This window comes from Nitrogeniibacter aestuarii, assembly GCF_017309585.1.
GTDB lineage: Bacteria > Pseudomonadota > Gammaproteobacteria > Burkholderiales > Rhodocyclaceae > Nitrogeniibacter > Nitrogeniibacter aestuarii.
This window is the reverse complement of record NZ_CP071321.1, coordinates 1,640,708-1,658,246: the sequence shown is the minus strand read 5'-3', so window position 1 is coordinate 1,658,246 and position 17,539 is coordinate 1,640,708. Positions and strand designations below refer to the sequence as shown.

22 protein-coding genes are annotated in these 17,539 nt (G+C 62.0%); 7 read left to right on the top strand and 15 right to left on the bottom strand.

Annotated features, from left to right (window positions below; genetic code table 11):
• Positions 1-39 precede the first annotated feature (39 nt).
• Positions 40-813 carry a flagellar brake protein gene (locus J0W34_RS07680; protein ID WP_227816932.1) on the top strand — a complete coding sequence of 258 codons (774 nt, stop codon included), beginning with the start codon at positions 40-42 and terminating at the stop codon, positions 811-813.
• A gap of 63 nt (positions 814-876) precedes the next feature.
• Here the strand turns inward: J0W34_RS07680 and J0W34_RS07675 are convergent, their stop codons facing one another.
• The 3 genes from J0W34_RS07675 to J0W34_RS07665 all read right to left on the bottom strand — a co-directional run bounded on the left by J0W34_RS07675 (position 877) and on the right by J0W34_RS07665 (position 3,585).
• Positions 877-2,508: a methyl-accepting chemotaxis protein gene (locus tag J0W34_RS07675; RefSeq protein ID WP_230971252.1), complete on the bottom strand. Its 1,632-nt coding sequence runs from the start codon at positions 2,506-2,508 to the stop codon at positions 877-879.
• A 300-nt stretch (positions 2,509-2,808) separates the two neighbouring features.
• Positions 2,809-3,387 carry a ferritin-like domain-containing protein gene (locus tag J0W34_RS07670; protein ID WP_230971251.1) on the bottom strand — a complete coding sequence of 193 codons (579 nt, stop codon included), beginning with the start codon at positions 3,385-3,387 and terminating at the stop codon, positions 2,809-2,811.
• Positions 3,388-3,444: 57 nt separating this feature from the next.
• Positions 3,445-3,585 (bottom strand): entericidin A/B family lipoprotein, encoded by a 141-nt coding sequence (locus tag J0W34_RS07665; protein WP_227816929.1) that lies wholly within the window; start codon positions 3,583-3,585, stop codon positions 3,445-3,447.
• Between the two features lie 168 nt (positions 3,586-3,753).
• On the opposite strand from J0W34_RS07665, the gene J0W34_RS07660 reads away from it, so the two are divergent.
• Positions 3,754-5,139: a CHASE3 domain-containing protein gene (locus J0W34_RS07660; protein ID WP_230971250.1), complete on the top strand. Its 1,386-nt coding sequence runs from the start codon at positions 3,754-3,756 to the stop codon at positions 5,137-5,139.
• 25 nt (positions 5,140-5,164) lie between these two features.
• Here J0W34_RS07660 and J0W34_RS07655 read toward each other — a convergent pair whose 3' ends face one another.
• From J0W34_RS07655 to J0W34_RS07600, 12 genes are all read right to left on the bottom strand, one after another.
• A complete protein-coding gene (locus J0W34_RS07655; protein WP_230971249.1) occupies positions 5,165-5,545 on the bottom strand; it encodes a response regulator in 381 nt (126 codons plus the stop codon).
• A 49-nt stretch (positions 5,546-5,594) separates the two neighbouring features.
• A complete protein-coding gene (locus J0W34_RS07650) occupies positions 5,595-6,230 on the bottom strand; it encodes a response regulator (RefSeq protein ID WP_227816926.1) in 636 nt (211 codons plus the stop codon).
• Positions 6,231-6,331: 101 nt separating this feature from the next.
• Positions 6,332-6,496 (bottom strand): DUF1328 domain-containing protein, encoded by a 165-nt coding sequence (locus J0W34_RS07645; protein WP_227816925.1) that lies wholly within the window; start codon positions 6,494-6,496, stop codon positions 6,332-6,334.
• Positions 6,497-6,570: 74 nt separating this feature from the next.
• On the bottom strand, positions 6,571-6,774 hold the full coding sequence (locus tag J0W34_RS07640; RefSeq protein ID WP_227816924.1) for a CsbD family protein: 204 nt from the start codon (positions 6,772-6,774) through the stop codon (positions 6,571-6,573).
• 263 nt (positions 6,775-7,037) lie between these two features.
• A complete protein-coding gene (phnE, locus tag J0W34_RS07635) occupies positions 7,038-7,823 on the bottom strand; it encodes a phosphonate ABC transporter, permease protein PhnE (protein WP_230971248.1) in 786 nt (261 codons plus the stop codon).
• On the bottom strand, positions 7,820-8,638 hold the full coding sequence (locus J0W34_RS07630; RefSeq protein ID WP_230971247.1) for a PhnE/PtxC family ABC transporter permease: 819 nt from the start codon (positions 8,636-8,638) through the stop codon (positions 7,820-7,822). The genes phnE and J0W34_RS07630 overlap by 4 nt, the downstream gene beginning before the upstream one ends.
• On the bottom strand, positions 8,635-9,435 hold the full coding sequence (locus J0W34_RS07625) for a phosphonate ABC transporter ATP-binding protein (RefSeq protein WP_230971246.1): 801 nt from the start codon (positions 9,433-9,435) through the stop codon (positions 8,635-8,637). The genes J0W34_RS07630 and J0W34_RS07625 overlap by 4 nt, the downstream gene beginning before the upstream one ends.
• 20 nt (positions 9,436-9,455) lie before the next feature.
• Positions 9,456-10,328 (bottom strand): putative selenate ABC transporter substrate-binding protein, encoded by an 873-nt coding sequence (locus J0W34_RS07620; protein ID WP_230971245.1) that lies wholly within the window; start codon positions 10,326-10,328, stop codon positions 9,456-9,458.
• A 230-nt stretch (positions 10,329-10,558) separates the two neighbouring features.
• Positions 10,559-10,987 (bottom strand): RDD family protein, encoded by a 429-nt coding sequence (locus J0W34_RS07615; protein ID WP_331001537.1) that lies wholly within the window; start codon positions 10,985-10,987, stop codon positions 10,559-10,561.
• A gap of 11 nt (positions 10,988-10,998) precedes the next feature.
• A complete protein-coding gene (locus J0W34_RS07610) occupies positions 10,999-11,424 on the bottom strand; it encodes a DUF3106 domain-containing protein (protein ID WP_227816918.1) in 426 nt (141 codons plus the stop codon).
• A complete protein-coding gene (locus J0W34_RS07605) occupies positions 11,397-11,765 on the bottom strand; it encodes a DUF3619 family protein (RefSeq protein WP_227816917.1) in 369 nt (122 codons plus the stop codon). The genes J0W34_RS07610 and J0W34_RS07605 overlap by 28 nt, the downstream gene beginning before the upstream one ends.
• Positions 11,762-12,331: an RNA polymerase sigma factor gene (locus J0W34_RS07600; RefSeq protein ID WP_265332774.1), complete on the bottom strand. Its 570-nt coding sequence runs from the start codon at positions 12,329-12,331 to the stop codon at positions 11,762-11,764. Before J0W34_RS07600 ends, J0W34_RS07605 begins: the two co-directional genes overlap by 4 nt.
• A 123-nt stretch (positions 12,332-12,454) precedes the next feature.
• On the opposite strand from J0W34_RS07600, the gene J0W34_RS07595 reads away from it, so the two are divergent.
• From J0W34_RS07595 to pssA, 5 genes are all read left to right on the top strand, one after another.
• Positions 12,455-14,164, top strand: a complete 1,710-nt coding sequence (locus J0W34_RS07595; protein WP_227816916.1) for an acetolactate synthase 3 catalytic subunit — start codon at positions 12,455-12,457, stop codon at positions 14,162-14,164.
• 144 nt (positions 14,165-14,308) lie between these two features.
• On the top strand, positions 14,309-14,800 hold the full coding sequence (gene ilvN, locus J0W34_RS07590; protein ID WP_227816915.1) for an acetolactate synthase small subunit: 492 nt from the start codon (positions 14,309-14,311) through the stop codon (positions 14,798-14,800).
• A gap of 92 nt (positions 14,801-14,892) precedes the next feature.
• Positions 14,893-15,909 (top strand): ketol-acid reductoisomerase, encoded by a 1,017-nt coding sequence (gene ilvC / locus J0W34_RS07585; protein ID WP_227816914.1) that lies wholly within the window; start codon positions 14,893-14,895, stop codon positions 15,907-15,909.
• A gap of 73 nt (positions 15,910-15,982) precedes the next feature.
• On the top strand, positions 15,983-16,633 hold the full coding sequence (locus J0W34_RS07580; protein WP_230971244.1) for a phosphatidylserine decarboxylase: 651 nt from the start codon (positions 15,983-15,985) through the stop codon (positions 16,631-16,633).
• A 66-nt stretch (positions 16,634-16,699) separates the two neighbouring features.
• Positions 16,700-17,494: a CDP-diacylglycerol--serine O-phosphatidyltransferase gene (gene pssA, locus J0W34_RS07575; protein ID WP_227816912.1), complete on the top strand. Its 795-nt coding sequence runs from the start codon at positions 16,700-16,702 to the stop codon at positions 17,492-17,494.
• Positions 17,495-17,539 lie beyond the last annotated feature (45 nt).

The window sequence follows — 17,539 nt, the reverse complement described above, 5'->3', positions numbered from 1 at the left end:
CGTTAAGCTCACCCCACTGAACTACCCAACGCCAACGGCATGACCCAGAAAGACAACCCGTCACTCAAATTCGAGTTGCTGCAGTCGGACGATTTTGCCCGCTACCTGATGCGGGACGCGACCGAGATTGAAGGTGTTCTGCGCAACCTCATTCGCAAGCGCGCCAATGTGACCGCCTACCTCGATGGCTCGCGCGACTTCCTGATGACCACCATTCTGGATGTGCGCGGCAACGACGTCATCCTCGACGCACCGCCCAACGACGTCCAGCTGAAGAAGGCCGAACTGGCCGAAGAGCTGATCTGCATCACGCAGGTGGACAGCGTCAAGATCCAGTTTCCGCTCGACGGCGTGGACGTCACGACCCACGAAGGCCGACCGGCACTCGAAGCCAACCTGCCGGACCGTCTGCTGCGTCTGCAACGGCGTGAATACTTCCGGCTGACCGCGCCGGTGTCGCACTCACTCACGTGCCAGATTCCGGTGCCCGGCGAGAACGGACGGGTGAACACCTTCGAAGCCCGCGTGCTCGACATCTCCGGGGGTGGCGTGGCCATCGTCGTGCCGCCGGAAGGGGTGGAATTCAAACCCGACACCGAGTTCGTCGACTGCCAGATCCAGCTGCCCGACGCCGGCGTCGTGACCGCACGGCTCCGCATCTGCAACGTCTTCCGCGTGACCAACCGCAACGGCATCAGCATGCTGCGCGCCGGCTGCGAGTTCGTGGACCTCACCGACAAGGTCGCCTCGGTGATTCACAAGTACATCCTCAACGTCGAACGCGAACGCAGCGCTCGCGAACGCGGCCTCTGATCGCTTGCACCCAAGCAAAAGCCACCCCGCAGGGTGGCTTTTTCGTGCTGAAGAGGGAATGCCTCAGATCCGGAAACGATCGATCAGTCGGGTCAGCTCACTTGCCGTACTCTCCAGATCGCGGGTGACGGCCGTATTCTGGTCGATGGCCGCCTCGCTCTGTTCAGACATCCGCGTGATCGAACTCATGTTGCGCGTGATCTCCTCGGCCCCGAGTGACAACTCACGCATCGAACTGGCCACGTCGCTGACCCGGCTCTGGGTTTCATGCGCACTGCGCTGAATGGCCCGCAACGACTGGGCCGCCTGTTCAGCCAGTTCGCTGCCGGCCCGGACCTTGGGTGTGATGGCCTCGATCTGCTCGACAGCCGAGTTGGTTTCCTGCTGAACGGCTTCGATCACATGCGAAATCTTGGCCGTCGCCTCGCCGGTGCGTTCGGCCAGCGACCGCACCTCGTCGGCCACGACAGCAAAGCCGCGCCCCTGCTCCCCGGCCCGTGCCGCCTCGATGGCCGCATTGAGGGCCAGCAGATTGGTCTGGTCGGCAATCTCCCGAATCACCTGGGCAATGGAGCCGATTTCGCTCGACCGCTGCTTGAGAATCTGAATCTGCGCGGCCGCGTGGCCCACCGTATCCGCCACATTGGCTATGCTCTCCGAAGCCACGCTGGACTGGCGCTCTCCTTCCTTGGCGGCCTCCGCGGTACGCGCTGAATTGTCACGCGAGGCCTCGGTATTGGTCGCCACGCACGCGGCACTGGCCGCGATTTCCTCGACCGCCGATGCCGTCGCCGCCGCCGCCTCTGACTGGCCACTGGCCGCTTCACGGACCGTACTCGACGCCCGGGACAGGGTCGCGGCAGACGTGGTGATCTGCAGCGCCTGTGCGCGGACGGCCGAAATCATGCCGCGAAGGTCATGCTGCATGCGGGCGATGGACGCGACCACACTGCCGGGCTTGCTGGTGGCCGACGCAGCATCATCGCTCAGATCACCGCCAGCGATGCGTTCGACCATATGCGCCAGAACTGAAGGCTCGGCGCCCAGGGAGGCCAGAATGCTGCGCCCCACCCACCAGGACCCGAGAAGCACCACCACGAATCCGGCCACCACCATGGCAATCGCCTGCGAGGCTGCTGCCCAGAATGACGCGTGGAGGTCGCTGACGTATACGCCCGTGCCCACGACCCAGCCCCAGGGCTCGAAGCTCATCACATAGGAGATTTTCGGCTGTGGGTTGGCCTCACCCGGCTTGGGCCAGGTGTAATCGACGAAGCCGGCGCCCTGCCCTGCCACCACCTTGTTCATCTCCCGGAAGATGAACGTGCCATTGGAGTCGGCCAGGTCATCAAGCGCCTGCCCCTCCAGGTCCGGCTTGATTGGATGCATCACCATGCGCAACTGTCGATCATGAATCCAGAAATAGTCGTCGTCGCCATAGCGCACTGCCCGTACGGCCGCTTTCGCTGCCGCCTGAGCCTCGGCGGTGTCAAGGACCCCATCGGCGGCCAGCTGCTGGTAGTGACCCACGATGGCAAACACGGATTCGGTCAATCGCTCGATCCCGGCACGGCGTTCGCTGGTAAGCGCGTCGTCAAGCGTGCGCATGGCCCCGAATGCCACCAGGGCCAGAGCAAGCAGACCGATGCAGGCCAGGAGAAGGAGTTTTCGAGTGAGCTTGAGCCCTGAGAACATGAACGCGCCTTATTTCATTCGGTTAGAAGTTGGTACTTTGCTTATATACGGAGAAAAATCAGGCAAGTTGAGCCACGCTTGTTACAACGCGTTGCAGCAAGGCACCCAAAGCCATGGCAACGACTTCAGCCCCCCGAGCACCAAAGCGATACACAGATGGCATGCCGATACTTCTGCTCGGGAACCGCCACCTGCCCGACCTTGATCGCCTGACCACCGACACCTGATTCAGGCAAAAAAAAGCCCCGGCAAGCCGGGGCAATAACACCTGGTCGGGGGAGACAATCGGTGATAGGTGTTTCAGTCGTCTTCGAGCAGATCTGCCAACTCGTCAGCGTGCTCTTCTTCCATGGCGAGGATGCCCTCGAGCATGGTCCGGGTCGTCGGGTCCTTGTCACCAAAGAAACTGATCATTTCGCGATAGCTTTCGACCGCGATGCGCTCAGCAACCAGGTTCTCGCGGATCATTTCAATCAGCGAAGGCGCTTCGACATACTCCGCGTGCGCACGCGCCGTCAGATTCGCGGGGTCCATATCCGGCGTACCGCCCAACTGGACGATGCGTTTGGCGAGCTGGTCCACATGACCCAGTTCTTCGTTCGAGTGGGTCAGGAATTCATTGGCCACCGGCTCGGCATGAATCCCCTTGGCCACGTAGTAGTGCTGGCGATACCGCATCACGCACACCAGTTCCGTCGCCAGCGCGGCGTTGAGGACAGAGATGGCTTGAGCAGGGTCGATACCGTAATCGTGGGTCACGGCACCTTCCATGATCTGTTCGCGGGCACGCTTGCGCAGCGTCTGCACATCGGACAGGAATTTAGACGGGTCACGCTTTTCACAGTGATATTCGCGGGGCAGTTCTCCCGGCATGTTCATGCTGATCTCCTTGTTCGGTTGGGGGCACTTGGCCACTCTAAAAAGCGGCCCGGCCACTTACATGTCTTTCTTCACGTCTTTCGCGGTTTCCTGCACCTTCTCGCCGCCAGCCTCGATGTCTTCGCCGGCGCCTTGGATGGTGTTGCACCCGGTCATGGCAAACAGGGCGGTCAGTGCGGTGGCAATCCAGATCTTCATGTCGTACTCCTTGTCATCGAATCCTTGAGTGCCGGATGAGCGTGCTGTGGCTCACTCGGTTATGCTCTCTACGGTTTCAATATTAGGAACCGTCGTGCGCGACCCGTGTCGGAACTGGCTCAAAGGGACGTAAGACGATTCCTGCATGTTTACGTCATTCGGGACACCATGACTTCGAACAACAACACGCACCTGAGCGACGTCTATCAGCGCAACAAGGCGCATGGCAGCCGCTCGTCGCGCAAATGGCCACACATTCTCCTGGCCCTTGGCTGTGCCATCGCCTTGACCTTGCTGGTCACCAACTATCTTCAGACGTCGCTGGGGGTGAAAGCGCTTGAGAACCTGCGAGCCCAGGCCCATCAACTCGACGTCATCGACCGCTTGCAACTGCAGCTGGTCAATGCCGAGACCGGCGTACGCGGCTACCTGCTGACCGGCGACCGGGTTTTCCTGGAGCCCTACAACAACACCCGCGAACAGCTCGACGAGACCATTGCCGACCTGCGCGTCACCTTCGAATCGGCCAGCGTCGTCGATGTGGCCACGCTGATCGCCGACGTGAACCAACATCAGCGGCTGATGGCCCAGGCCGTGGCTGCCGAGGATGCAGACAGAGCAACGGCAAGAGAGTCTGCCGAAGCGGGCAAGGAGGCCATGGACAGTATCCGCATACTGACCGCCAAGCTTCGCCATCAGGTCGCCACGGAAGGCCACGACATTCTCGACCGCTCCATGAGCCGCTTCCAGCTGGCTCAGTACGTGAGCATCGCCCTGGCCGCTGGCACCCTGGTGCTGCTGCTGGCACTGGTCGGCATCCTCCAGCGCCAGTTCGCCCTGCGCGAGCGCATTTCCCGATTGCTGGCGAGCGAAAACGAGCGACTCGAAGAACAGGTGAAACGGCGAACTGCCGAGTTGCGCGAGCTGGCCCGCATGATCACCAACGCCCGCGAAGAGGAAAAATCGCGCCTGGCGCGCGAACTGCATGACGAGATGGGCGCACTGCTCACCGCAGCCAAAATGGATGCGAGCTGGATTACCCGCAAATTGCCCGAAGACGTGCGCGCCAACTTCCAGTCACGACTCGATCGCCTGCAGAAGATGCTGACCGAGGGCATTGCCCTGAAACGACGCATCATCGACGACTTGCGCCCGCCTCTGCTGGCGGAAATGGGCTTGATCGAAGCCATTCGTGCACTCGGGGAAGATCTGCATCGCAGCACCGGCATCAAGGTCGAGATTGACGTGCCCGAGCGTATCGATCTCGATCAGGAGCGCAGCCTGGCCGTATTCAGGATTGCGCAGGAGGCGATCACCAACATCCGCAAGTATGCTCAGGCAACGCAGGTGCACCTGACGCTCAAGAATCTGGAAAACGCGGCGCGACTGACCGTGGCGGATAATGGAGACGGCTTCGATCCGAAGCAGGTCTCGACAACGCGTCACGGACTGGCCGGCATGCGTCATCGGGTGAAAACCTATGGGGGTGAGGTGACGCTGCGCTCAGCGCCTGGACAGGGCACGACGATCAGCGCGGTCATCCCGAAGGACTGACCGGCGTGGCGATTGTGGGCGATACTCAGGCCGCTTCGGCGGCTGCCTGTTCAACAAAGTCGATCAACTCATCCATGCCCTGAGCCTTGTCGAAGAAGGCTTCCGCGCCGAGCGCTTCGCAGCGCGCACGCACGACCGAATGGGCATAACTGGAAAATACGACCGCACGCGGCCGCGACGATGCATTGTCGCATTCGCTCACATGCTTGAGCACACCCAGACCACTGCCCTCGTTCAGTTCGAGGTCGACAATGGCCAGGTCAATCGAGGATTCGTTCAGGCATGCCAAGGCTTCCTGCTCACCCGTCGCTCTGCCGCAGAGCTCGACGCCATCGATGTCGTCGATCATCTCAGCCAACATTTCCTGAAGGATCGGCGAATCCTCAACGAGCAGGATCTTCAGCATCCCCTGTGCTCCGAAATCTGGCATACGGCTGCTACCCCCTTCACGTTACCTACTCCATCAGAAGTCCATTGCGCACCGCGTACGCGGCGAGTTCCGCATTGCTGGCAAGTTCGAGTTTTTCCAGCAAGCGCGTTCTGTACGTGCTGATCGTCTTGACACTCAGATTCAGCGTATCTGCAATATCGGAGACCGATTCTCCCTTGGCAAGACGCAGAAACACCTGCATCTCCCGTTCCGACAACGACTCATGAGGTGAGGACACCCCACCACCGAGCATTTCTTCCGCCAGCAGCTCAGCCGTCTTGGCCGATACATAGCGCCGCTTGGCTGCGACCGTCTGGATCGCCTTGATCAATTCGTCGCGCTCGCAATCCTTGCAGATGTATCCGCCCGCACCATTGCGGATCATCGACAGCGCGTAGCGCTCCTCGGGGAATCCGCTGAGCACCAGCACCGACACATCGGGGAACCGCTGGCGCACGATGCGTAGTACATCCATGCCACTTTGACCCGGTAGCGACAGGTCCAGCAGCATCACGTCGCACTCCTGTTCGCGAAGTGCACTGAGCGCCTCTTCGCCCGAGCCTGCCTCGAAGACGATACGCAACTGAACGGCATCGCCCAGCATTTCCTTGAAACCTGCGCGAACGATCTGATGATCGTCCACGATTCCCACTCGCAGCATGAGTGCTCCTGACTATGTTCGTGTTGCCAAGCCCATTCTAACGTCCCTGCGAGACGACAAATGGGGCCTCACCGGATGAGACCCCATCTTTCCTGAAACATTCATCGACTGCGCATTGCATTGACCACAAAGCTGGCGATGGCCATGACCAGGAAGACCACAAACAGAATCTTGGCGATTCCTGCGGCACCGGCCGCGATACCACCGAAGCCGAACAGAGCGGCGATCAGGGCAATAATGAAAAAAACGATAGCATAGTGAAGCATGATGTTCTCCTCATCGTCAGGGCCCGCGTACGCGCCCTGACGAAATGTGTGAATGTCTTGGTAGCGGTCGTGGATCAGTGACGGCCGGTGTCTTCCCACGCGTCCAGCTGCTTTTCAGCTTCATCGCGGGAGATGCCGTAACGCTCCTGGATCTTGCCGGCGAGAATGTCACGACGGCCTTCAACCACATCAAGATCGTCGTCGGTGAGCTTGCCCCACTTGACCTTGGCCTTGCCCTTGAGTTGTTCCCACTTGCCTTCGATAATGTCGCTGTTCATGTCTGAACTCCTTGTCTGGTTTCGAGTCTGTGTGCTCAGCCGCCCCGTGGTGTTCTTGTGTGGCTGCTGCGTACGATTCCAATTTAGCGGCCGCGCCTGCCGGACATCATCGGCGCCCACTGAAAGGCCTGTCGGACGGCACCTACACTTCGTGGGACGACGCGCTCGAATCCATGCCATTCAAATATCTCGAAAACAAAAAAGCCCCGAAAAATTCGGGGCTTATTCAAGTTCCTAATCTGGAGGGGAAGCCGGGCTGAAGCTCAGGCGGCGAGCACGAAATGGCGCCTGAGTGCTCCGCTCACCGCGTCCACCGCCCATGACAAGAGCAACATGGCGACGATGATCGTCGCAGCGCGAGCCTCCTGGAACAAGGACATCGCGTAGTACAACTGCGCGCCCAGCCCCCCCGCGCCGACGAAACCCAGCACCGCGGCCATACGAATGTTCATCTCCCAGCGATACAGCCCGTACGCCAGCCACTGCGGCGCCACCATGGGGAGCACGCCGTACACGAACGCGGGCACCACGGGAGCACCCGCAGCGCGCAAGGCGGCCTCGGGTCGCTGATCGGCGTTCTCGAGCGCCTCTGCATAGAGACGGCCCAGCACACCCGCAGTGTGCAGGCAAAGCGCCAGGGTGCCCGCAAAGGGGCCCAAGCCCGCGGCGAGCACGGTGATCGTCGCCCACACCAGCTCGGGCACCGAACGCAAGACGTTCAGACAGAACCGGCTGACCACCGACGCCGTGCGCCCCCAGCGCCCGCTCGCTGGCAGCGCCAGCGCCACGGCACCGATCACCGCCAGCAAGGTGCCGATCAGGGAAATGGCGAGCGTCTCGAGCACTCCCTGACCAACCTTAGCCAGAAACGCCGGCTTCAGTTCGGGAGCGGTGAAGCGCGCAAGAAAACCCAGCAACTCGCCAGCGCTGCCGCTCGCCTCGGCAAGCGCGGGGAGCAGATCGAGCCGGACGACACTGGCCACGACGGCCAGCATCAGGACCAGCAAGATCAGCGGCCCGCGTCGCGGTGCGTGAAACTGCGCGCTCATGCGAGTGATCGGCGCAGGGTGCGACTGAGGGCGTCTGCCGCCATCACCAGCAGCAGGAAGGTCATGAGGATGGCACTGGCCTCGCCACCGTTGAGCATCTTCATGGACTGGTCCATCAACTGGCCCAGCCCGCCCGCACCAACGAAACCCATCACGACCGAAGCACGTACCGCGCATTCCCACCGATAGACCGTGTATGAGATCAGCTCATCGCTCGCGGTCGGCAACAGCCCATAGGTGAGCGCGGGCAAACGGCCCGCGCCGGACGCGAGCAGCGCACGTACCGGGCGCTGGTCGGTCGACTCCAAAATTTCGGCATACACCTTGGCCAGCATGCCGCCATAGGTCACCGTCAGCGCCGCGACACCCGCCGCCGGTCCGAGACCGAAAATACGCACGAACACGAGCCCCCAGACCAGCTCAGGGACGCCACGCAACACAAGGGTGATGAGCCGTGCACCGGCGCGGACGACGCGCCCGGGCCATCCACCCCCGCCTTCGAGGCGACTCACGCTCAGACTGCGCGTGAGCAGCAAGGCCAGGGGAATCGCAATCACCCAGGCACCCGCGATACCGGCCGTGGCAATGGCCAGGGTATCGAGCGTGGCCCCCCACAGAAGCACGAGGAAATCGCCCCCGGTTTCCGGCGGAAGGAATGTCCCCAGGAAGGCGCCGATCGTTTTCAGGTTGGCCGGATCAAACAACGCAGCCGGCTGAAATTCGGCCAGCCTCAGCAACGGCCAGAGCACCACCAGCACGCACAGGAGCGCCGTCAGGCGGCCACGCGCCGCCGGGTCACGCTCGCTGGGGTTCATGCGCAGCGCGTCAGGCGCGGGGCGGTGATGCGCTCATCGGCAGCCACAGAGGCTGCGGGCACCCCGGCATACAGCGCGTCGATATGGGTCCTGGTCACCGCCTCGACAGGCAGGTCGAAAGCAACGCGGCCCTCACGCAGTCCAACCACACGGGTGAAGTGCGCGATGGCCAGATCCACGGCATGAAGGCTGGACACCAGGGGCACTCCCCGCCCCTGCGCCGTTTCTGCCAGACGCACGATGACCGACCGGGCCAAGGCCGGATCGAGTGCGGAGACCGGCTCGTCCGCCAGCAGCAGATCGGGCTGCTGATAAAGCAGACGCGCCACCGCGACCCGCTGACGCTGCCCGCCGGACAGGGCGTCGCAGCGATCAAACATCCGGTCTTCGAGTTCGAGGGGAGCGAGCACCGCACGCGCACCGCCGATATCGAGCGGATACACCAATGAGGCCAGTGATCGCCACAAAGGCCATTGCCCCAGTCGACCGGCGAGCACAGCCGTCACCACGCGCTGGCGCGGCGGCAACGGGGGCGCTTGATACATCTTGCCGATGCGCGCCCGCAATTGGCGCAAGTCGCCAGCGCCCAGGCGCCAGGGCGCCCCGCCCAGCAGATCCACTTCGCCGCAGGTCGGGCGCAGATGCGCCCCCATCACCCGCAGCAACGTGGTCTTGCCGGCTCCGGACGGCCCGATCAGTGCCACACGGTCACTGGCTGCAATGCTCAGACTCACATCATCGAGCACGAGCCGGCCGCCGAGTCGGACACTGATCGAGCGCAGGACGATGGCGCTCATCGGGATTCCTGGCGAACGACTCAGCGGATCAGGCCGGCGGCACGGGCCGCCGACTCGATGCCGTCATAGTTCGACGATTGCGTCGGAATGAAACGGCTGGCGCGCTGCAGGTCGAGGATCGCCTTATGCTCGGGATTGGCCGGATCCAGCGCCAGGAAGGCTGCCTTGATCTTTTCCTGAACCGCCGGGTCCAGATCACCGCGCACCGTCCAGTTGTAATCGAAATAGGCCGGCGTGGTCTGGAAGACGTGCACCTTGCTCGTATCGACCTTGCCCTGCTGGACCAGTTTGTCCCACACCGAAGCATTCAGGGCGCCGGCATCAACCTTGCCTGCGGCCACGAAGGCGGCCGTGGCGTCGTGGGCACCGGAGAACGCCACATTGGCGAAATCGTCTTCAGGCACCACACCGGCTTCGGCCAGGAAATGGCGCGGCATCAGGTGACCCGACGTGGACGACGGCGAGCCGAAGGCAAAGGTCTTGCCCTTCAGGTCGGCGTAGGTCTTGATATCGTCGCGCGCGGTGATGAACTTGGAGGTGAAGACGGCGTCCTGCTCGCGCTGAACGAGCGGCACCGCTTTGCCGTCGGTACGCAGCTTGGCCTGAACATAGGTGAAGCCGCCGAGCCAGGCCAGATCCACCTTGCCGGCACCCAGCGCTTCGACCACGGCCGCGTAATCGGTCACCGGCACGAACTTCACCGGCATGCCCAACCGGGCTTCGAGGTATTCGCCAAGCGGCTGGAACTTGCGCTGCAATTCCGTGGGCGACTCATCGGGAATCGCTGAAACACGCAGCACGTCAGCGGCGAAAGCGGAAAAGGAGAGGCAAAGGCCGGCAGCACCGGCAGCGAGCGCGCGCATCAGCGCACGTCGCGAGGCGAAGTGAGTCATTGGAGTCCCAAATTTCATCTGCCGAGACACGGAACCTGTGCCAAGGCTTAAATCACCCGCACGCAGGCGGGCTCGAATCTTCATGTGCGGTATCTCAGACCGCGGGTCGGACTATAGCTGCCACGCACGCGACAGACAAGGCAACGGCTTGTTTTTTCACTCTTTCAGACATGAAAAACGCCGCGTTGAGCGGCGTTCAGAATCATGCAGATGGCCGGCAGGCGCAAAGCTCAGCTCGGCCGCCCCGGAAGCAGGACCACCACGGTCCCGGCCAGGCGATCGTGGGCGAACTGCTTGTCCCGATCGATGAAGGCCCACCAAAGGCCACCGCCGAACAACAGCACCGAGGGCCAGCACAGCACATAACGCAACAGGGCGCGTTTGAAGCTGACCTGTTTGCCCTCTTGCGCCGTCACAAGACGTAACCGCCAGGTCTGCATGGCGAGGGTTTGCCCGCTGCCACGCCAATACCAGAGAAAGTAAAACCCCAGAACGGCGAAGATATGCAGCCACCCCAGCCATCCGGGTTCAGCAACTTCGAACACCAGGCTCACAATCAGATTCGGCACCAGCCACAACAGCGCCAGCACACCGAGAAGGAGTAGCGCTTCGTAAACCAGCGCCGCAAAACGTCGCCGCAATCCGGCGATCTCGACCACATCCCGTTCAGTCACCGCTCACCCTTGTTGCTGCGATTGCTGCGCTTCTGACGCGCTTCGTCCCGAACCCGCTCACGCTCTTCCGGTGACAGCTTCTGGTACTCCTGCCAGCGCTGGCGCAACGCTTCACGCTCTTCCGGGGGAATATTGCGCAACGCCCGGTACTGGTCGAGCGCACGTTGACGCTCCTGCGGCGACAGGCTTGACCACTCCTTCATCCGTCGCCCGACACGTTCCTGCTCCTCGGGCGTCAGGCTGTCGAAATGCTCGACGATGCCCCGCCACTTGGTCTGCTGGTCACCGGTGAGCGAGGGCCACTGGGACGACAGCGGCGCCAGGGCGCGCTGCTCCTGCCCACTCAGGCTCGACCAGTCCGCTGCCCCGACCATCATCGGCAGCAGCGCACCGATCAGGAGCGCGATTCGTTTTGCAGCCATGCTCGGAATCCTTGGTCCAGATAGGCATCGATGGGCAGATCGTCTGCCAGCAATGCCGTCTCCACCTCGCTGCGTTGTGCGAGCGTGTGTTGTTTATTGAAATAGTCACCGGCGGCGAAGACCGCCACCACCAGCATGGCTGTCAGCGCCGGCCTGAGGGCGCCCGTGAGCATGCCCCAGTCGAGACGGTGCGGAATGAGGTCGAGGCGGCTGCGCCGGCGTAGCCGTACGGCGTCACGACGGGCCTGCTGAAGCCGATCGAGCGTCGCCGGGTCGATCCGGCTGGCCGACTCGCTCAGCAGGTGCGCCACCCGCCGACCAAATCGCTGCTCTTCGTTCATAACTCGATCCCCTTCGCCTTCAATGCCGCAGCCAGTGCCTTGGTTGCCCGCGAGCAGTGCGTTTTCACGCTGCCTTCGGAGCATCCCATGGCCGCTGCCGTCTCTGCCGTATCCATGTCTTCCCAGTAACGCATCATGAACGCTTCACGTTGACGCTGTGGCAGGCGCTCGATTTCGGCCTCGATGATGCCCAGCAACTCGTCTCGCCCAGCAAGTTTTTCGGGCGACAGACGCAGGTTGGATTCATCGGCCGCTTCGAGTGTATCCAGGGGATCACCTGCGTCCTCCTCGCCGTCCCGCTGGCGAAAGCCGGACCACATCGACACCCAGAGGTTACGCACTTTCTGGCGCCGCAACATGTCGCGCACCACATTCTGCAGGATGCGCTGGAACAGCATCGGCCATTCCCCGGCCGGCTTGTCACCATATTTGGTGGCCAGACGCAGCATGGCTTCCTGCACGGCGTCGAGCGCCCCGGCGTCATCCCTGAGCAGCAATACCGCCTGTTTGAAGGCGCGCCGCTCGACGCTGGCGAGAAAGGCGTTCAGTTCGCGATCAGAAGCCAGAAGTAATCCTCACGGTGGGGCCAGGACGCCATTGTGCCACGCACAAGCCGCACCTTGACCGGGACTGCCCCAATAGGTACTGTTACGGGTTTCCCACGCAAATACAGAGAATTAGAGGCAGCGATGGTCTTGACTGGGGCGGAAATTGTAATCAGGTGCCTGCAGGAAGAAAAGGTCGACTACGTGTTCGGCTATCCTGGTGGCGCTGTCCTGTTTATCTACGACGAGTTGTTCAAGCAGGATCAGGTCCGTCACGTCCTCGTTCGCCATGAACAGGCCGCCGTGCACGCCGCCGACGCCTACGCGCGCTCGACCGAGAAAATCGGCGTGGCGCTGGTGACTTCCGGCCCGGGCGCCACCAACGCGGTCACCGGTATCGCGACTGCGTTCTGCGACTCGATCCCGATGGTGATCATTTCCGGCCAGGTCCCGACCGCCGCGATTGGTCAGGATGCCTTCCAGGAAGTGGACACGGTGGGCATCACCCGCCCCTGCGTGAAGCACAACTTTCTGGTCAAGAGCGTGGCCGAAATCGCGCCGACCATCAAGAAGGCCTTCTATCTGGCCAACACCGGCCGTCCGGGCCCGGTGCTGGTGGACATCCCCAAGGATGTCACCGCCCAGAAAGGCGAATACAGCTATCCCGATTCCGTGGACATGCGCTCGTACAACCCGGTGGTCAAAGGCCATCACGGACAGATCAAGAAGGCCATCAAGCTGCTCAAGCAAGCCAAGCGCCCGATGATCTACACCGGTGGTGGCGTGGTGCTGGGTAACGCGGCAGAGGCGCTGACGACCCTGGTGCGCAAGCTGGGCATGCCGGTCACCAACACGCTGATGGGCCTGGGTGGCTATCCGGCCACCGACAAACAGTATCTGGGCATGCCGGGCATGCACGGCACCTACGAAGCGAACATGTCGATGCATTTTTCTGACGTGCTGCTGGCCGTGGGTGCGCGCTTCGATGATCGCGTGATCGGCGACCCCAACCACTTCGGCCAGGAACCGCGCCAGATCATCCACATCGACATCGACCCCTCCTCCATCTCCAAGCGGGTGAAGGTGGATGTGCCGATCGTGGGCGACGTGAAGGAAGTGCTCGAAGAGATGATCCGCCTCGTCGACACCGCCGAGGAAGAGCAGGACGAAGCCGCCCTGGCCACCTGGTGGAAACAGATCGACGAATGGCGCTCGCGCGACTGCATGAAGTACAAGAACTCGGACGAGATCATCAAGCCGCAGTTCGTGGTGGAGAAACTGTGGGAAGTGACTGGCGGCGACGCCATCATCACCTCCGACGTGGGCCAGCACCAGATGTGGGCCGCGCAGTACTACAAGTTCGACAAGCCGCGCCGCTGGCTCAACTCCGGCGGCCTGGGCACCATGGGCGTGGGCATGCCCTACGCCATGGGCGCGCAACTTGCGCACCCGGACATGCAGGTGGCCTGCGTGACCGGTGAAGCCTCGATCCAGATGAACATCCAGGAGCTGTCCACCTGCAAGCAGTTCCGCCTGCCGATCAAGATCTGCAACCTGAACAACCGCTATCTGGGCATGGTGCGCCAGTGGCAGGAGCTGTTCCACGGTGGCCGATACTCCGAGTCCTACATGGACTCGTTGCCCGATTTTGCCAAGCTGGCCGAATCCTATGGCCACATCGGCATCCAGGTGAAGAACCCGAGCGACGTGGAAGGCGCACTGCGTGAAGCCTTCTCGCGCAAGAACGATCTGGTCTTCCTCGATTTCCTCGTGGACCAGACCGAAAACGTGTATCCGATGGTTCAGGGTGGCAAGGGTCTGACCGAGATGATCCTGTCCGCCGAGGACCTGTAAACGGCCTGAACGGAGCCCGGCCCGCGGAGACGACTCTTCGGGCCGCCGGTTCGCCCACCCGGTGATACCGGCAGCGAACACCGGCCTTCGGTGATTCGTCGAGCACCATCAGACATCCACAAGACCTCTGACTGAGGGAAGAACATGCGTCACGTCATTGCCCTGTTGATCGAAAACGAAGCCGGCGCCCTCTCGCGCGTCTCCGGCCTGTTCTCGGCCCGCGGCTACAACATCGAATCGCTCACCGTCGCGCCGACCGAGGACCCGTCCCTGTCGCGCATGACGATCATCACCACCGGCTCGGACGACATCATCGAGCAGATCACCAAGCAGCTGAACAAGCTGGTCGATGTGGTCAAGGTGGTCGACCTGTCCGAAGCGGCGCACATCGAGCGCGAACTCATGCTCATCAAGGTGCGCGCCACCGGCAAGGACCGCGAAGAGATGAAACGCATGGCCGACATTTTCCGTGGCCGTGTCATCGACGCCACCGAGTCGAGCTATGTCATCGAATTGACAGGCAATCAGACCAAACTGGATTCATTCATCGGCGCCATCGACAACAGCCTGATCCTGGAAACCGTGCGTTCCGGCATCTCGGGCATCGGTCGTGGTGACCGTATTCTGAAACTCTGACCCACCCACACCGGGTCACTCTTTGCGACCTGACGGCTTGCCGGTTATGATGGCGGCCGCCATCGCGACAGCGATCTAAGATAAGGACGATCATGAAAGTTTATTACGACAAGGACGCCGACCTCTCCCTGATCAAGGGCAAGAAGGTCACCATCGTGGGTTACGGTTCGCAGGGCCACGCCCATGCTCAGAACCTCAATGACTCCGGCGTCAAGGTCACCGTCGGCCTGCGCAAGGGCGGCGCTTCCTGGGACAAGGCCAAGAACGCCGGTCTCAAGGTCGAGGAAATCGCCAAGGCGGTCAAGACTGCCGACGTGGTCATGATCCTGCTGCCGGACGAGAACATTCCGCAGGTGTACAACGAAGAAGTCGGCCCGAACATGAAGAAGGGTGCCACCCTGGCCTTCGCTCACGGCTTCAACGTGCATTACAACCAGGTCGTGCCGCGCGCCGACCTGGACGTGATCATGGTGGCCCCGAAGGGCCCGGGTCACACCGTGCGTTCCGAGTACCTGAAGGGCGGCGGCGTGCCGAGCCTGATCGCCATCCATCAGGACGTGTCCGGCAAGGCCCGCGACATCGCCCTGTCCTACGCGGCTGCCAATGGCGGCACCAAGGGCGGCGTGATCGAAACCAACTTCCGCGAAGAGACCGAAACCGATCTGTTCGGTGAACAGGCCGTGCTCTGCGGCGGCGCCGTCGAGCTGGTCAAGATGGGTTTCGAAACCCTGGTCGAAGCTGGCTACGCGCCGGAAATGGCCTACTTCGAATGCCTGCACGAGCTCAAGCTGATCGTTGATCTCATGTACGAAGGCGGTATCGCCAACATGAACTACTCCATCTCCAACAACGCGGAGTATGGCGAGTACGTGACCGGCCCCGAAGTCATCAACGAAGAGTCCCGCTACGCCATGCGTGAAGCACTCAAGCGCATCCAGACCGGTGAATACGCCAAGATGTTCATCCAGGAAGGCAAGACGAACTACCCGTCCATGACGGCCCGCCGTCGCCTGAATGCCGAACACCCGATCGAGCAGGTCGGTGGCCAGCTGCGCGAGATGATGCCGTGGATCAAGAAAAACAAGCTGGTCGACCAGTCCAAGAACTGATCGGACCTCTTGTCTGACCGGGCCGGCACCCTTCCCGTTCGGGAGCGGGTGCCGGCCCGGTTTTATTTGACCCATGCCCTCGCGCAGACACCACTCCATCATCGCCCGTGAAGGCTGGACCTTCATCGGCATCACGCTCGGCCTCGCCGTGCTGGCTCATGGCGCCCTCGGCTGGCTGGTCTCAATGCCGCTATGGGCATTACTGGCATTCCTGCTGTTCTTCTTCAGGGACCCCGAGCGCGAAACGCCATCCAGCCCGAATGCCGTCGTTGCACCTGCCGACGGCCGCGTCGTGTCAATCGAGCGCACGACCGACCCCTACCTCAAGCGCGATGCCCTGCGCATCAGCATCTACATGTCGCTGCTCAACGTGCACAGCAATCGAAGTCCGGTCGACGGAGAAGTGAAGCAGCAGTGGTATTCACCGGGACGCTTCGTTCACGCTGCGCTCGACAAAAGCTCTGCCGAGAACGAGCGCAATGCCCTGTGGATTCGCTGTGCCGACCGCATTGACGTCACCTGCGTCCAGATCGCCGGTTTCATCGCCCGCCGCATTCTGTGCAGCGTCTCTTCCGGAGACCAGGTCCGGCGCGGTATGCGCTACGGTTTCATCCGGTTCGGTTCGCGCATGGACGTCTATCTGCCGCCCGGCACACTGGCGCGGGTCTGCATCGGCGACAAGGTCGCCGGCGGCTCGACGATTCTGGCGGAACTCGTGTCATGATGCCCGGCCCCGCGCTGCGGTAGAATCGGCTCAACGCCGTTCGCCGGCTTCACACAAAGACATCGCATGTCTGACAATTCATCGCATCCTCCGTTGATCGACACCCACAAGCGTCGTCGCGGCATCTACATCCTGCCCAATCTGTTCACGACCACAGCGCTGTTCGCGGGCTTCTACGCCATCGTTCAGGCCATGAACGATCGCTTTGAACATGCCGCCGTTGCCATTTTCGTGGCGATGATCTTCGACGGGCTCGACGGCCGCGTCGCACGTATCACCCACACCCAGAGCGAGTTCGGCGCCCAGTACGACTCGCTGGCCGACATGGTGTCCTTCGGCGCCGCACCTGCGCTGGTGATCTACGAGTGGTCCCTGCGCGGTATGGGCAAGCTGGGCTGGATCGCTGCCTTCATCTATTGCTGTGGCGCTGCGCTCAGGCTGGCGCGCTTCAACACCAACATCGAAGTCATCGACAAACGCTTCTTTCAGGGACTACCCTCCCCGGCCGCTGCCGCGCTCATTGCCGGATTGGTCTGGGTCGGTATCGACAACGGATTTGACGGAAACGACCTGCGCTGGGCGGCGACCTTCCTGACCATATTTGCGGGCATGACCATGGTCAGCAACGTGCTCTACTACAGTGGCAAGGAAATCAACCTGCGCCGGACCGTGCCCTTCATGGCCGTGCTCGGCATTATGCTGGCCTTTGCGCTGGTGTCAGTCGATCCGGCCATCGTGCTGTTTCTGCTCTTTCTCGCTTACGCATTGTCAGGCTATGCCATCTACGCCATGCGCAAGCTGGGCAAGCGAGTGCCTGGCGACCCCGATACGGAAGCCGCACAGGAACGGTCCGAGGACTGACATTGCCTACACTGAACTGAATACGCGTACCTGACAGGAAGCGAC

Excerpts from the sequence above, each read along its gene's own strand:
- J0W34_RS07610 (WP_227816918.1), bottom strand. The coding sequence starts at position 11,424 with ATGGCTGCAAAACGAATCGCGCTCCTGATCGGTGCGCTGCTGCCGATG.
- J0W34_RS07655 (WP_230971249.1), bottom strand. The coding sequence starts at position 5,545 with ATGCTGAAGATCCTGCTCGTTGAGGATTCGCCGATCCTTCAGGAAATG.
- ilvN (WP_227816915.1), top strand. The coding sequence starts at position 14,309 with ATGCGTCACGTCATTGCCCTGTTGATCGAAAACGAAGCCGGCGCCCTC.
- J0W34_RS07630 (WP_230971247.1), bottom strand. The coding sequence starts at position 8,638 with ATGAACCCCAGCGAGCGTGACCCGGCGGCGCGTGGCCGCCTGACGGCG.
- J0W34_RS07660 (WP_230971250.1), top strand. The coding sequence starts at position 3,754 with ATGACTTCGAACAACAACACGCACCTGAGCGACGTCTATCAGCGCAAC.
- J0W34_RS07665 (WP_227816929.1), bottom strand. The coding sequence starts at position 3,585 with ATGAAGATCTGGATTGCCACCGCACTGACCGCCCTGTTTGCCATGACC.
- J0W34_RS07640 (WP_227816924.1), bottom strand. The coding sequence starts at position 6,774 with ATGAACAGCGACATTATCGAAGGCAAGTGGGAACAACTCAAGGGCAAG.
- J0W34_RS07620 (WP_230971245.1), bottom strand. The coding sequence starts at position 10,328 with ATGACTCACTTCGCCTCGCGACGTGCGCTGATGCGCGCGCTCGCTGCC.
- J0W34_RS07670 (WP_230971251.1), bottom strand. The coding sequence starts at position 3,387 with ATGAACATGCCGGGAGAACTGCCCCGCGAATATCACTGTGAAAAGCGT.
- J0W34_RS07675 (WP_230971252.1), bottom strand. The coding sequence starts at position 2,508 with ATGTTCTCAGGGCTCAAGCTCACTCGAAAACTCCTTCTCCTGGCCTGC.
- pssA (WP_227816912.1), top strand. The coding sequence starts at position 16,700 with ATGTCTGACAATTCATCGCATCCTCCGTTGATCGACACCCACAAGCGT.
- J0W34_RS07645 (WP_227816925.1), bottom strand. The coding sequence starts at position 6,496 with ATGCTTCACTATGCTATCGTTTTTTTCATTATTGCCCTGATCGCCGCT.
- J0W34_RS07595 (WP_227816916.1), top strand. The coding sequence starts at position 12,455 with ATGGTCTTGACTGGGGCGGAAATTGTAATCAGGTGCCTGCAGGAAGAA.
- J0W34_RS07580 (WP_230971244.1), top strand. The coding sequence starts at position 15,983 with ATGCCCTCGCGCAGACACCACTCCATCATCGCCCGTGAAGGCTGGACC.
- J0W34_RS07625 (WP_230971246.1), bottom strand. The coding sequence starts at position 9,435 with ATGAGCGCCATCGTCCTGCGCTCGATCAGTGTCCGACTCGGCGGCCGG.
- J0W34_RS07605 (WP_227816917.1), bottom strand. The coding sequence starts at position 11,765 with ATGAACGAAGAGCAGCGATTTGGTCGGCGGGTGGCGCACCTGCTGAGC.
- ilvC (WP_227816914.1), top strand. The coding sequence starts at position 14,893 with ATGAAAGTTTATTACGACAAGGACGCCGACCTCTCCCTGATCAAGGGC.
- J0W34_RS07680 (WP_227816932.1), top strand. The coding sequence starts at position 40 with ATGACCCAGAAAGACAACCCGTCACTCAAATTCGAGTTGCTGCAGTCG.
- phnE (WP_230971248.1), bottom strand. The coding sequence starts at position 7,823 with ATGAGCGCGCAGTTTCACGCACCGCGACGCGGGCCGCTGATCTTGCTG.
- J0W34_RS07650 (WP_227816926.1), bottom strand. The coding sequence starts at position 6,230 with ATGCTGCGAGTGGGAATCGTGGACGATCATCAGATCGTTCGCGCAGGT.